Annotated in this window: 13 protein-coding genes; 6 read left to right on the plus strand and 7 right to left on the minus strand. The window is 65.9% G+C overall.

What is annotated here, in order from left to right; translation table 11 throughout:
* Nucleotides 1–21 precede the first annotated feature (21 nt).
* Complete coding sequence (locus CVM50_RS15140; RefSeq protein ID WP_232618259.1) at nucleotides 22–876, plus strand: inositol monophosphatase family protein; 855 nt, start codon at nucleotides 22–24, stop codon at nucleotides 874–876.
* Here the strand turns inward: CVM50_RS15140 and CVM50_RS15145 are convergent.
* From CVM50_RS15145 to CVM50_RS15165, 5 genes are all read right to left on the minus strand, one after another.
* On the minus strand, nucleotides 855–1,577 hold the full coding sequence (locus CVM50_RS15145; RefSeq protein ID WP_232618260.1) for a glycerophosphodiester phosphodiesterase: 723 nt from the start codon (nucleotides 1,575–1,577) through the stop codon (nucleotides 855–857). The genes CVM50_RS15140 and CVM50_RS15145 overlap by 22 nt on opposite strands.
* 136 nt (nucleotides 1,578–1,713) lie before the next feature.
* Nucleotides 1,714–2,781: an ABC transporter ATP-binding protein gene (locus CVM50_RS15150; RefSeq protein WP_085888277.1), complete on the minus strand. Its 1,068-nt coding sequence runs from the start codon at nucleotides 2,779–2,781 to the stop codon at nucleotides 1,714–1,716.
* Between the two features lie 10 nt (nucleotides 2,782–2,791).
* Nucleotides 2,792–3,649 (minus strand): ABC transporter permease, encoded by an 858-nt coding sequence (locus tag CVM50_RS15155; RefSeq protein ID WP_085888278.1) that lies wholly within the window; start codon nucleotides 3,647–3,649, stop codon nucleotides 2,792–2,794.
* Entirely contained in the window at nucleotides 3,646–4,449 is an 804-nt protein-coding gene (locus CVM50_RS15160) for an ABC transporter permease (protein ID WP_232618261.1), read from the minus strand. The genes CVM50_RS15155 and CVM50_RS15160 overlap by 4 nt, the downstream gene beginning before the upstream one ends.
* 95 nt (nucleotides 4,450–4,544) lie before the next feature.
* A complete protein-coding gene (locus CVM50_RS15165) occupies nucleotides 4,545–5,702 on the minus strand; it encodes an extracellular solute-binding protein (RefSeq protein ID WP_085888280.1) in 1,158 nt (385 codons plus the stop codon).
* A gap of 190 nt (nucleotides 5,703–5,892) precedes the next feature.
* Between CVM50_RS15165 and CVM50_RS15170 the strand changes: the two genes are divergently transcribed.
* Nucleotides 5,893–7,086: an MFS transporter gene (locus CVM50_RS15170; protein WP_157792200.1), complete on the plus strand. Its 1,194-nt coding sequence runs from the start codon at nucleotides 5,893–5,895 to the stop codon at nucleotides 7,084–7,086.
* 420 nt (nucleotides 7,087–7,506) lie between these two features.
* Here CVM50_RS15170 and CVM50_RS15175 read toward each other — a convergent pair whose 3' ends face one another.
* Together CVM50_RS15175 and CVM50_RS15180 are read right to left on the minus strand one after the other, a co-directional pair.
* Entirely contained in the window at nucleotides 7,507–8,637 is a 1,131-nt protein-coding gene (locus CVM50_RS15175; protein ID WP_143515607.1) for an autotransporter outer membrane beta-barrel domain-containing protein, read from the minus strand.
* Between the two features lie 365 nt (nucleotides 8,638–9,002).
* Entirely contained in the window at nucleotides 9,003–9,917 is a 915-nt protein-coding gene (locus CVM50_RS15180) for a LysR family transcriptional regulator (RefSeq protein ID WP_085888283.1), read from the minus strand.
* Between the two features lie 146 nt (nucleotides 9,918–10,063).
* Here CVM50_RS15180 and CVM50_RS15185 point away from each other — a divergent pair, with 146 nt between their 5' ends.
* The 4 genes from CVM50_RS15185 (at nucleotide 10,064) to CVM50_RS15200 (ending at nucleotide 13,792) form a co-directional block, all read left to right on the plus strand.
* Nucleotides 10,064–11,011 (plus strand): VOC family protein, encoded by a 948-nt coding sequence (locus CVM50_RS15185; RefSeq protein WP_085888284.1) that lies wholly within the window; start codon nucleotides 10,064–10,066, stop codon nucleotides 11,009–11,011.
* Entirely contained in the window at nucleotides 11,008–11,385 is a 378-nt protein-coding gene (locus CVM50_RS15190) for a Rieske (2Fe-2S) protein (RefSeq protein WP_085888285.1), read from the plus strand. Before CVM50_RS15185 ends, CVM50_RS15190 begins: the two co-directional genes overlap by 4 nt.
* 23 nt (nucleotides 11,386–11,408) lie before the next feature.
* Nucleotides 11,409–12,539 carry an FAD-dependent oxidoreductase gene (locus CVM50_RS15195; protein ID WP_085888286.1) on the plus strand — a complete coding sequence of 377 codons (1,131 nt, stop codon included), beginning with the start codon at nucleotides 11,409–11,411 and terminating at the stop codon, nucleotides 12,537–12,539.
* Nucleotides 12,540–12,628: 89 nt separating this feature from the next.
* A complete protein-coding gene (locus CVM50_RS15200; protein ID WP_085888287.1) occupies nucleotides 12,629–13,792 on the plus strand; it encodes an MFS transporter in 1,164 nt (387 codons plus the stop codon).
* Nucleotides 13,793–13,918 lie beyond the last annotated feature (126 nt).

A 13,918-nucleotide genomic window follows, 5' to 3' on the forward strand; every position in this document is an offset into this window, starting at 1 on the left:
ACGACCACTGGAAAGCCTGCAATGCCCCTTCCCCAGATGACCGATCTTGCCACCCTTCTGCCCCGGGAGGCCTCCGACAGCCTGCGTGCCATGGCGCGTGCCGCCCTGGCCGGGGGCGAAACCGCCCGCAACAGCCTGGCGCGTCGCCGCGCGGCAGACATGGTCCTGAAGGGCCGCCACGATTACCAGACCGATGGCGACATTGCCGCCGAGGCGGCGATCCTGACCGTGTTGAAGGAGGCTTTCCCCGGCTGCGGCATCCGCGGCGAGGAAGAAGTGGGCGACCGGATCGCAAAGGAGGATCACCCCACCTTCGTCATCGACCCGATCGACGGCACCACCAACTATGCCTGGGGCATCCCGCATTTCGGCGTCGTGGTGACCCGCATGGATCGGGGCGAGGTCACGGCGGGCATCACCCATGACCCGATGATGGGAGAGCTGTTCGCCGCCGAAAAGGGCAAGGGCGCCTGGCTGAACGGTGCGCCACTGGATGCGCGCGGCGTGTCGGACGTGGAAAACACCGTGATCGGCGCCGGCCTGCCCGTGCGTGGCCAGGTGCGCAGCGTACCGGAACAGGTCTATCACGCGGCACTGCGGCGCGCGATGGACCAGACCTCGGGCGTGCGGCGACTGGGCAGCTCTGCGCTGTCGATCGCCTATGTGGCGGCGGGGCGCCTCGACGGGTTCTTCGAAGACAGCCTGTCGCTGGTGGATTACGGCGCCTCGGTGCTGATCCTGCGCGAGGCGGGCGGGATCGTCACCGGGTTTGACGGCGGCGACATCCGCAATCCCGGCGCCATCCTCGCGGGAAGCGCCGGGATGCACCCCTGGCTTCTGCAGGGCTTCGCCGATCAGCCCGTCAGCGCGGCGTAAAGCCCTTCGGGGTCGTCCGTGGTGATCTGGTCGACCCCCAGCCCCATCAGCCTTTTGCAAAGCGCGACGGCCTGCGGCGTGGGCCGTTGCACCGTGTAGCCATCGATCCGGCAGCCTTTTGCATGAAAGGCCCCGATCATGTCGAAGTCGCGCGACAAGGCATCCAGGATCAGCCGGATATCCAGGTAGATCATGCGCGCAGGGCCCGCCCCGGCTAAGGCGCGCGCAAGGAACCCGGCGTCGTCTCCCGATACCGCCAGCGTCTCACGCGTGCCGTTGTGACAGGGATCATAGCCCAGTTGCATCCCGGGCAGGGCCGCAGCCAGCCGCTGAACCGCGGTCGCATCGCCGCCCGACAGGATCACGTGCCGCTGCACCGGGCCAACATCGCGAGCAAAAGCCGCGACATCGGCGTCGGTCAGGGTGGCAGAGGTTTCCTTCAGGTCCAGCTGTAACAGCGCTCCATCGCCAATCTGACCCTGGGCCAGGTCGCGGCAAAGATCGCCCAGAAGGGCGACCGGCACGCCGGTATCCCGGCCCGCGTTGTCGCGCAGGGTCAGCGCGCGCAGTGCCTCGGTCGATGCGTCGGCCACCTGCCCTGCACCGGTCGTCGCCCGTTCCAGCCCTTCGTCATGCAGCACCGCAAAGCCGTCGCCCGCATGTGCGCGCAGGTCCACCTCCACCGATGCACCCAGGCGCATGCCCTCCAGAATGCGGCGCGGATCGAATTCGAAATCCCCGCCGGCCCTGCGGCCCCTATGCCACTTCAGCCAGGTTTCCCCGGCGGCGTGAGCGATGCGCACCGGGGGGCGGCCCGCGCCATCAGACCGCGCGCCTTCAGACATGGGCCACCTCGCGCGCCTCCGTCCGCACCTCCGCCAGTTTCACCTCGTCCCGGAAGAGCGCCACTTGGGAGGCCGTGAGGCGCACCTCCTGCCCCGCCTCAAACGCCCCCGAGGGCGGGCACATCGCCTTCACCCGCGCGCCATCCTCCAGTACGATGTCCAGCAGCAGGTGCGTGCCGTAGTCGGTCTTCCGATGGACACGCGCCGACATGCCGGCGCTGCGTCCCGGCGAAACGGTCAGCGCCTCGGGACGGATCGCCAGTTCCACCGGGCCGTCGGGCACCACTGCCGCGACGGGGAACAGCGGATGATCCGCCCGACCGCCGCGCATGTCGCAGGCCAGGAAGTTCATCGACCCGATGAACCCCGCGACGAAACGGGTCTCCGGGGCGCGGTACATGCGGTCGGGGCTGGCCGCCTGTTCGATCTCGCCCCCGCGCAGTACGACGATACGGTCGGCCAGCGCCAGCGCCTCGTCCTGGCCGTGGGTGACGAAAAGCGTGGTGATCCCGAGGCGCCGCTGGATATCGCGCAGTTCCTCGCGCAGGCGTTCGCGCAGGTGCTGATCGAGGCTGGCAAAGGGTTCGTCCAGCAGCAGGATCTTCGGCTCCAGCACCAGGGCCCGGGCGATGGCGACCCGTTGTTGCTGGCCACCGGACAGCTGCCAGACCCGGCGGTTGCCGAAATCGCCCAGGCCCACCAAATCCAGCGCCTCGGTCACCTTGCGCCGAATCTCGGCCTTGGGCAGGCGGCGCAGCTTCAGGCCGAAAGCCACATTGTCGGCCACGGTCATGTGAGACCAGAGCGCGTGGCTCTGGAAGACCATGCCGGTGGGACGCTTTTCGGGCGGGACCTCGGTGACATCCTCGCCGTCGATCAGGATGGCGCCGCGTTCCGGCGTCTCGAAGCCGCCGACCATGCGCAACACGGTGGACTTGCCCGACCCGGACGGGCCCAGCAGGCAAACCAGTTCGCCGTCGGCCACGTCCAGCGACAGGTCGGCGATCACATCGGTGCCGTCGAAGGACTTGCCCAGGTTCTTGAGTGTCAGTTGTGCCATTTCAGTTTCCTCACACGCCGAAGCCCTTGGCAAAGGATGACGACCCGACAAGGCGGCGGGTGAACATCAGCGCGACGAAGCTGGGGATCCACAGCAGGACCGACAGCACCGCGCCATATTGCACGACGATCTGGTTGTTGATGTAGGTGATCATGAGCACCGGCATGGTGCGGATCTCGGGCGCGCCGATCAGCCAGGCGCCCTCGGTTTCATAGAAGGTGCCGACGAAGCTGAGCAGGACGGCGGCAAAGATGGTGGGGGCGGCCTGCGGCAGGCTGACGGACCAAAAGACGCGGATGGGTCCGGCGCCCGCATCCCGCGCCGCCTCTTCCATCGCGCGGTCGACGTTCTGGAAGGCCGCGACGGGGATCCAGATCATCATCATCAGGGTGCCGACCAGCTGGATCAGCACCACGCCCCAGAAGGTCGAGATCAGCCCGAGGTTCAGGAAGATCCCGGCGATGGCGACCAGCAGGCCGAATTTCGGGAAGGCGTGGGAGGCGAGGAAGGACAGGAACAGCACGTTCTTGGCCGGGAAATCCATGCGCGCAAAGGCATAGGCTGCGGGCAGGCAGATCAGCGCGGAGAGCGCGGTGACGACCAGCGATAGCCGGATCGACAACGACATGGCAGTCCAAACATCGGGCCGCGACAGCGTCGCCGTCCAGAAGCGCAGGCCCCATTCCTGCGGCAGCAGGCTGGGATAGCGCCAGACCTCGGCGAAGGCCCAGATCGCCACCACGATCAGCGGCACCACCACCACGATGCCCAGCAGGACGGCCAGCAGCCCCCCGATCCAGTCGGGGCGGCGCGTCTTGCGGCTGGCCACGGGATTGGCCGTGGCAAGGGAAGTCTCTGCGATGGTCATCGGCCGTTCTTTCGGTTGCGCGCGATGGACCGGACGTAGAAGGCGCCAAAGACCGCGCAGATGGCGAAGGTAATCACCGCCTGGGTGACGGCCATGCGCGTATCCATGACCTGTCCGAAGGTCCGTTGCATGAAGGGGCCCATCATCTCGGGCGAGGCAGGACCGAGGACGTAAGGCAGCGTGAAGGCGGAGAAGATCGACAGCACCGTGAAGGACAGCACGACCAGCACCGCGTTGCCGATCTGCGGCAGGATGATGTGGCGCAGCACGGCCCAAGGGCGGGCGCCGGCGTCGCGGGCGGCCTCGACGGCATTGTCGGACACCGCCCCGAGCCCGGCCACCAGCATCAGGGTGGTCAGCGGAATGTTGTCCCACACCAAGCCGATGATCGGCCCCCAGGGGGTCAGGTAGGGGCTATTGATCTTGGGCAGGCCAAGGGCGTTCAACACCAGGTCGACACCGCCGTTCGGGCCGATGGTGCGGATCAGAGCATAGGCCAGGATGACCGAGGGCACGAACATCGGGAAGAGCGACAGGCCCTGCACGACGGCGGCCACTCGGCTTTTCGCGAAACGCAGGTACAGCGACAGCGGCAGGCAGATCGCCAGCAGAAGTGCCGCACAGACCGCCGTGACCCATAGCGTCAGCCAGAGGTTTGCCAGCGAGTAGCCATCGCTGAAGAACCGCACGTAGGTATCCAGGCTGAAGCCGGGGCCGGTCCCATCCGTGCGCAGGATTGTGCGGCCGATGGCATTGAAGATCGGGTAGATGATGAGCCAGCCAAGAAGGGCGACCGGCACAGAAACGAGAAGGAGGCCCGTGAGCCCCCTTCCGTTGCGTCTTGCCGTGCCGCCCGTCCGGACAGGGCCGGTGGACGAAAGATCGGTCATCGCGATCAGCCCCGCGCGATGCCGGGGGCGACGTTGCGATACCAGCGGTCGTTGATCGCCGCGTCCCAGTCGCCGCCCGGGAAGGTCGGGATGGAGGCGGGAATGACGTCGGCATATTTCTCGCGCAGGGCGGCATCGACGCTGTCCCAGGTCACACCCGGGAAGCCGCCCAGTTCGGTGATGATCTTGGACTGGACCTCTTCCGACAGGACATAGGCCGCCAGCTGCTTGGCCACCTCCAGGTTGGCCGCGTTGGTCGGGATGGTGATACGGGAGAAACCGCCGCAGAGCGCGAGGTCCTGCAGCTGCACCAGGCCGGTGTTTTCCGGCAGAACGCCCATGGTGATCGACTGCAGCACCTGGTCGGACCAGACGGGGGTCATGGTGACGACGCCCTGGGCCAGCAGCTGGATCGACTGGGTATTGCCCGAGGAGTAGGAGCCGCCTTCGTAGAGGCTGGGTGCCAGGCCGTTCAGGATGTCCCAGGCACCCGGCAGCGTCTCTTCCGCGTAGGCGTCGGAGTAGTTGTCCAGGGTGAACTTCTGCGGGTCACGACCGTTGGCCTCGTGGATGGCGCGACGCACGAAGTTGCCGCCCGACCCGCCCTTGTCGGGACGGTTGTAGATGAACTGGCCAGGGTTGGCGTGGATCCAGGCGGTCATCTCGTCCCAGGTCTTGGGCGCATCTTCGGCTGACACCTTGGAGGCGTCATAGGCCAGCAGGACCTGGCTGCCGCGATAGGGCAGATCGAAATCGGTCTGCTTGGCGGCCGGGTTGACCTTTTCCATGTTGTCGATGCCGGCAGTGGCGAAGTTGACCCACAGGCCCGCGTCGATCGACCCTTCGGTCTGATCGGGGGTGTAGGCTTCGAACAGGTCGACCTGGGGGTCGCTGTCGGTGCCCAGTGCCGCCATGGCGCGGTCGGCCATCGCCCGCAGGCCGGCGCCGTCGCCCGCATCGACAACACGCACGCGCGCATCAGCGTTCACGGACTTGAAGCCGGGCAGGATCACGTTGGTCCAGAAGTCGGAAATGTTGCTGTCGGAACCGGTATAGACGTTGACGAAGCCGTCGGCCGCCAGCGTGATGCGGGGCAATGCCAGGGCGGCGGTCGAAGCAGCGGCGGTGCCGAGGAAGGCGCGGCGCGAAAGAGGGGAGGACATGGGAGCTCCTGCATGGTCATTTGTCCCGCCGGGGAGTTCGGCAGGCTACGAGCCGGGCTGATAGGAGCGAAATGTTACGCTTTTGTAAGGGCTTGATGACGGCTTGATGATTTTGCGGCTCGACATGGCAATGGATTTTGACAGCGGCCCGGAAAACTGGTCAGGCGGGCCGTGCCTCAAGGAAGACCCCATGATCCCCCAGCTGTCCCGCCCCCTGACCCGGCCCCTCTCCCTGCCTCTTTTCGCCCTGCCCGCCAGCATCTTCTTCGCCAATGCGCTGCTGTACGTCACGCTGTTCTCGCGCCTGCCGGAGGTCACGGCGGCGCAGGGCATCGGTCCTTCGACGCTTGGGCTGGCGCTGCTGGCGCAGATGGCAGGCACTCTTCTGGGCTTTCCGCTGGCGGCGCGCCTGATCGACCGGCTGGGCGCGCGCCGGGTGGCGGGGGCAACGCTGCTCGCGGCGATGGCGCTGCTGCCTCTCGCGGCTTCGGGCGTCATGGCTCCGGGGCTGTTGGGACTGGCCCTGCCCCTTTTCGGCTACGGCGTCGCCATGGCGATCATGGAGGTCGCCAAGAACCTGATTGCCGCCCGGATCGAGGAAGACAGCGGCCGCAACGTGATCTCCCGCAGTCACGGATTCTGGTCCGCGGGGCTGTTCGTCGGCGCGCTTCTGGGCGGGCGCGCTGCCGATGCCGGGCTGTCGCCCAGCCGTGAACTTCTGCTGCTCGGCGTTGCCTGCCTGCCGCTGATCGCGCTGTTGCTGCGCCACCGCGATCCCGCCGCCCCGCCGGTGCCCGATGACGGCCCGCGCTTTGCCCGGCCCGATGCCTTCGTCCTCTGCCTGCTGGTGCTTGTCGCGGGCTTCAGCGTGACCGAGGGCGTCGTCTATGACTGGTCGATGTTCTACCTGCGCAATACGCTGGAGATGGACGCCGTCAGAGCCGCCCGCATCTATGCCGCCTTCACCCTGGGCATGTTCGCCGCGCGGATGATCGGGGACGGGCTGCGCGCTCGGATGTCCGTGCCGCTGCTGCTGCGCAGCATGGCCATCCTCTGCCTGACGGGACTGCTGCTGAGCCTGGTTGCGCCCGGTCTCGGGCTTGGGGCGTTCGGGCTAGGCGCAGGCTTTGCCATGATCGGCGGCGGTGTCGCGCTTGCGGCGCCGGTTGCCACGTCGCTGGCCATGCGCCACCCGACCCGGTCGCCCACGCGGACCATGGCGGCCTATTCCCTGGTCTCGCTGCTGGCGCTTTTCGCAGTGCCGCCGATGCTGGGATCGCTGGTCGAAGCCCAGGGCGCCGCCAGCGCCTTCACCGTGGCCATGCCCGTGCTTGCGGTGGTTGTCCTTTTTGCCGGTCCCATCACCGCCCGCATGATGCGATAGGCTCAGGCCCCATGGACCGGCCTGCCTGCATACGTTGGATTTACTCTCCAACCAGCCGCGCAGGAAAGGGAAGACACTCGGGTGCGCCGCGGCGCGACCGGTTCGCAGCGCACGCTTTGACTACTCGCGACGAATGAATGTCCCCAACTTTCTCAAGACATGCCTACAGAATGCCGGGCGACGCCAGGCGCTGACATAGAGAGCGCATACGCCTAGAGGCAGAGGTGCGCGAAGGCTTCACCGGGACAGGGTGAGAAAGACACCGAGATCCGGCGCCGACAGCACAAAATTACTACGCCTGACCATAAAGCCGGCAGCGCCCAACCACAGGAAATACGCTCTGACGGTCACACTTCGCAGAATGCCCCGGAAACTCCGGGGCATTGCTGTCAACTGCTGCGGTGAGCGCCTACCGCCAGATCAAAAGGTAATGTCGAGCCCGACCACCAGCGTTTCTTTCGTGCGATGTCCGTTGAACCCATCATAGCGTCCGTACACCGCATGGAGCATCGCGGAACGAGACAGAGTGGCCGTCGCGCCGATGAAGCTGTTCAGATAGGCCGCCTCATCGACGAGGTTCTCGTAGGAATTTGCGAATTCCAGATCGACGCCCAGGCCGACATAGGGGTGGATGTTCCCTGGACCGACATGATGAAGGGAAGCCTTGGCATAGACCGACCCATAGGTCTCGGTGCTGTCGCCACCAGGACCGGTCACCGTCCCGCCGAAGGAATCCGTGGTTTCATCGAACCAGACCTTCTGCCAAGCGGCGCCGATATTCGGGCGCAGTATCCAGTCCGCGGGCAGCGCCGGGATATCCGCCTTGGTATAGGTGCCGACCGCATCGAACTGCAGATAAAGGCGCTGCAGATCCTGCTCCGACGTCAGGGTTGCCATGGGCAGCGGAATGCTGGTGTCCGAGGTTTCATCGAACCACTGGGCACGCATTGCCAGGCCCCAGTGGTCATTGACCACTTTCAGCACATCCGCGCGCAACGACAGAGTGTCATTCTCGATGCTGCCGCCGTTGTGGCGCAAATCGATCTCGTTCCGGCTCACCTCGACACCGAGTCCCATCAGAAGGTCGCGGCTAGGCGCATAGAGGTACTGCACGGAGACCCCGTGCTCCTCGCTATCGGTTTCCAGTTCGGTGCCACCGTTGCGGGTCCGCGCCGCATCCGTCCAGCGGTTGTCAGTGCTGAAGCGCAGATAGGAGGCTGTTTCGCTGGGTCCGGCGTTCAGGCGCACCGTAGCTCCGAGCGGCATGATCAGATCACCAAGATCATCCGAGTAGCCGGATGTCGGGGAACCGGGCAGATCCGCCAGCGCCGACATCGCCCGACCAACGCCGACGCGGGACTGCACGGTTCCGTAGCGTTCGTTCGAGGCCATGAGCCCGAGCAGCCCGCTCTTGCCCATGTTGGCAAGAACCTGGATCGAAAGGGGCGGCGGGCCGCCAGCTCCCATGGGTGGCGCCCCGTCCGCCTGGGCTGCCGTTGCCGGGCACAGGGTTACCGCGCCCAAAGCGCAGGTCGCAATGAGTTTGAGCATCTCGCTCCTCCACTGATCTATGATGATGCGAGGGCCCTCCTGCCCCCGCGGGTCAGATGGCACGCAAAGCTGCGCGGCCAGTCTACGGGCAAGATCCGACCGGTCGCGCCCCGCTGGTCAAAGCTGGGACCCGCCTGCCGCAGACCTGCCGCGGATTTGCAGACCCGGTGGCCCGGCACCGAGAGGCCCCGAGACAGCGGACTGCCTACAAAGTTGTCCTTTCCTCCTCCGCGCGGTCGCAACGTCCCCCGTCGACCGCGCTTCTCCTCACGACTCGGACCGTAACGAGAGGCCGGGGCAAACTAAAAATTGATTGTACTGCATGCATGTATTTACAGCGTGAATGCCATGGCATTCACGCCGTTTCACATCCCGGCCTCGGAGGCCGTCACGCAGGCCTTCACGATACCGCGCAGCCAGATCAGCCCCGGGTCTCGGGTCCGGTGCTTGTGCCAGCGCATGCTCTGCTTCAGCGGCGCAATCGCAAAGGGCGCCGGGTGGGTGCGCAGTCCCCCGCGCGCAACCGCGATCCGCGCCAGGCGCTGCTGGATCAGCGCAACGCGGTCCGTCCCCCGGATCAGATCGGGGATCGCGGAAAAGAGATAGGACCACATCACTGTCCGCGGCACGATGCCCGCATTCCGCATCGCGACCTCGGAATAGCTCTTCTGTCCGCTCAGCGGCTCCATCAGCACCTGGGGCGCGGCGGCAAACCGCTCTGCCGTCATCTCACCCTCTGCGTAGGGGCCCTCGCCATCAACGAGGACGACAAGACCATCGTCGAAAATGATCTCGTGATCCTGGTCATTTGGCCCGAGATAGTCAGGCACGATCAGCATGTCCGCCTCACCCCGGTCCAGAAGCTTGCTCGGATCGGCGTGCTGCGGACGCAGGTTCAGCCGAATGTTCGGCGCCTGTTCAGCCACGGCACGGGCCAGATGCACCCCCAGCACCGCCAGCGAATAGTCCGAAAGGACGATGTTGAAAGTGCGCGCGTCCGTAAGGGGATCGAAGAGCGGCCGGATCCGCGTCGCGCTTTCCACCCGCATCATGATCTCGCGCACCGGCTCGCGCAGGGTTTCAGCCAGCGGCGACAGCTCCATCCCACGGCCCACCTGCACAAGCAGCGGATCGTCGAAGAAGATCCTCAAACGGCCAAGCGCATTCGACATCGCCGACTGGGTGATGAACATCTCCTCCGACGCCCGCGTGACGCTTCGCGTCTTCAGCAAAACATCCAGCGCCGCCAGCAGGTTCATGTCGAGTTTGTTGAAACGCATGTGCCTCTCCCCCCTTCGAATTTACCACGTGAATGCCAGACATTCATCGGAGCAATTTCTTAAATACCTCTACCAGAGCTACACGATTGGCAAGCAGGATTCGCATCCGGTCCGATCCGGGTGCAGGCAGACGGAGGAGCTCAGCCATGCGTATCATCGGACCCGACTACCTGGTGTTCGGCGTTGACGATCTGGAGGGATCGAAGACCTACCTCGAAGATTTCGGCCTGAAGCCGGTGCAGCTGGACGACACCGGCTGGCTCTACGAGGCGCTGGACGGCACCGGGGTCATCATCCGTCCCAAGGCCGACCCCAAGCTGCCCGCGCCGCTTGAGACAAAGAACATGCTGCGCCAGCAGATCTACGGCGTCGAGGATGCCAGCGTTCTGAACGAGATCGAGGCCGAGATGTCGAAAGACCGCCGTGTCACCCGGCTGTCGGACGGTGGGATCGAGTTCAAGGATGACCTGGGCTTTGAGCTGCGCTTCCAGGTGACGATCCGGCGCGAGCTGTCGATGCCCGCTGAAAAGATCAACGCCCCCGGCGCCCCGGCGCAACGCGCGCCGAACGAACTGGGCGTGACCGACGACATGGCGGCCCTGCCCCGCTCGCTCAGCCACGTCGTGCTGTTCGTGCCCGACATGGACAAGGTGGTCAGTTTCTTCTGCGACCGTCTGGGTTTCGTGGTCACCGATGTGCTGACCGGCGCCGGTCCCTTCCTGCGCCCCCAGGCCAACGACGACCACCACACCCATTTCTTCATCCGCACCCCCGCCTACATGCAGGGCTGTGAACACCTGGCCTTCCATATGGGCGGCCCGACCGAGCTGATGGTCGCGGGCGATCGTTTCGTCCGCAAGGGCTACCAGAGCTTCTGGGGACCGGGTCGGCACAAGTTCGGGTCGAACTGGTTCTGGTACTTCAACAGCCCCCTCGGCGTGCACTTCGAATACGACGCCGACATGGACAAGCACGATGACAGCTGGGTCGCACGCGAAGCGCCGAACGGCCCCGAGGCCAGCCAGATCTTCCTGCTGCAATGGCGCGAGAAATGGGCGCCCAGCGGAGGTCCCGAAGGCGGTTCCGGCGCATGAGCGCAAACCAGCTGAGACTTTGTCACCGCGATGACATTCCCGAAGGCGCCGCCCGCGGCTTCCTGCCGCTGCCCGACGCGCCGCGCAATGTCATCGTCGTGAACCGCGGCGGGCAGCTCCATGCCTACATGGATTCCTGCCCGCACTACCGCGGCGGCACACCCATGGCCTGGCGCAAGGATGCCTACCTCGACAGCGAGGGCGCGCATCTCGCCTGTCATGCCCATGGCGCCCTCTTCGACATTGAAACGGGGGCCTGCGTGTCAGGCCCCTGCCTGGGAAGAAAACTGACCCGCGTGCCCCTTAGCGAGGCGCCGGACGGGTCCATCAGCGTACCGGCCCAGGTCGCCGGACGCGCAGCACGGGAGAGCTGACAGTGAAAACGGGAGGAGAGATCATGGCAAGTGCCCGCAAGGTCCTGATCATCGGCGGCGGCTTCTCGGGCATGTCCGCGGCCATCATGCTGGCCCGCGGCGGCATCGAGACCGACCTGGTGGAGATCGACGCCGGCTGGCGCAGCTATGGGGCCGGCATCAGCCTGCACGGCGCGACGCTGCGCATCTTCCAGCAACTCGGCATCCTCGACGCCTTCAAGCGGGAAGGAGCGGCGACCGATGGCCTGATCGTGCGGATGCCGCACAACGACCAGGAAATCGTCACCCTGCCAACCCCGCCGATGCCCGGCACCGGCCTGCCCGGCAATGCCGCGATCATGCGCCCCGCGCTGGCCGCAATCCTTTCGGCGGCTACCCGCGCCGCCGGGGTCTCGGTCAAGCTGGGCCACAGCTTCGAGACCATCGAACAGGATGCCGAGGGCGTGACCATCACATTCACCGACGGCACCTCGGGTCGCTACGACGCGGTGATCGGTGCCGACGGCCTCTATTCCAAGACCCGCACCACGCTGATGCCCGACGCACCGAAGCCTGACTATGTGGGCCAGGCCGTCTGGCGTGCCGAGTTGCCAACGCCCGAGGGCCTCAATTCCCTCAACATGTGGCTGGGCGAAGGTCTGAAGGTGGGGATCAACCCGGTCTCCGAAGGCCGCAGTTACATGTTCATCACCGAGGACCGGCCCGAGAACGACTGGATCGAGCAGAACGACCTGCTGCCCGCCATGAAGGCCATGCTGGACCGCTTCCCCTCGCCGATCCTGACCGCGGTCAAGGAGGGTCTGAGCGAGGACAGCAAGCTGATCTATCGCCCGCTTGAAAAGCTGCTGCTGCCCCAGCCCTGGCACGTCGGGCGCGTCATGCTGATCGGAGATGCCGTCCACGCGACTACCCCGCATCTGGGCGCCGGGGCCTGTATTGGCATGGAGGACGGCGTCGTCCTGGCGGAGGAACTGCTGCGCGCCGGAACCGTGGCGGAGGCTTTCACCGCGCACGAGGCCCGCCGCTGGGACCGCTGCAACATGGTGGTCAACAATTCCGCGCGGCTCTCCGAAATCGAGGTGCAGCGCGGCGATCAGGCCGAGCACAACACGATCATGGGACAGTCCATGATGGCCCTGACCGAGCCGGTCTGACCCGTCAACGCGCCATCCCGTCCCCTCCCCGGGGGCGGACCAATGAAAAGGTCGGTTGAGGAGCCGACCGACAGGGAGGAGGACCCTAAATGACTGATATTGGAACGCCTGCGGCCGCGATGCCCCCCGCGCGCGGCATGAAACGCAGCGGCGCTGCCGCGCTCGTGGTCGGGCACTGCGCAGGTCTGGTCGACCTCGTTGCACTGCCCGTCTGGGTCGGCGCGCTGATCTCGCGCTTCGGCTTCGGCCCGCGAGAGGCTGGAGCCCTTGTCACGCTGTTTCTGATCGGTGCCGTGGTGGCGAGCGTCCTGACCGCGCGCAACTTCACCCGGCTGCCGCGCAAGGCACTGGCCGTGATGGGATTCGCCCTGGCCGCGCTGGCCTTCCTTCTGGCCTCGCAACAAAGCGCCTTCCTGCCGCTGGCCCTGCTGCATGTGCTGGGCGGCCTGGCCAACGGCATGGCTCTGAGCCTGGTGCACGGATCAATGGGCCGCGCTGCCAACCCGCACCGGCTGTTTGCCTACGCGGGCATCGGCCTTGGCCTCTTCGGCGTGATCTACATGGGACTCGTCCCGCAGCTGATGCTTCAGCATGGCGGGACGGTGCTGTTCTTCAGCTTTGGCGCGATCATGGCGCTGGCGTCTCTGGCCGCCCTGCTGGCCTTTCCCGATGTCGGCGGACGTAGCGTTGATGTCGCCCCCCGCAGCCCCCTTGCGCCCGGAGTTCTCGCCGTGGTTGTTGGCGTCAGCCTGATGACCTTCAACCAGGCGATGGTCTTCTCCTTCGTCGAGGTGATCGGCTCGACCCGTGGCTTTGCACCGCAAGCCATCGTCGGCACGCTGATCGCGCTCGGCCTGGTGAACTTCGTCGGCCCCGCCCCGTTGGCCGCCCTGCTGGAAAAGCGCATCGCGGCGGGCAGCGTGGTGATCGCGGGGCCGATGGTCCAGGCGGTGCTGGCTCTTGTCATCACCTTCGCCACGGTCTTCACGATCTGGGCACCCGTCGCGGCGGTTTTCGTTGCGGTACAGGTCTTCACGCACACCTTCGCGTTCGGCCTGCTGTCGAAAATGGATACCTCCGGCCGCACGGCCGCAGCCACCCCGGCGATGCTGATGATCGGCTCAGCCCTTGGCCCGATCATCGGCGGCGCGCTGATCGAAGGCTTCTCCATCGAAGCGCTTGGCCTGATGGCAGTCGTCGTCGCAGCCCTCTCCGTCGCCAGCTTCGCACGCGGGATCCGCGCCAACCGCTGAACAAGACGGGGCATTCATCAAGTGAATGCCCCGCATCATAACTTTCCATTTCCCGAATGGAACGAGGCCACATAGCTCACTCTGACCGGGGCCTCGTCCCCCGGGACAATTCCCGAAGATCAAAGG

The organism is Pseudooceanicola marinus (genome assembly GCF_002786295.1).
GTDB lineage: Bacteria > Pseudomonadota > Alphaproteobacteria > Rhodobacterales > Rhodobacteraceae > Pseudooceanicola > Pseudooceanicola marinus.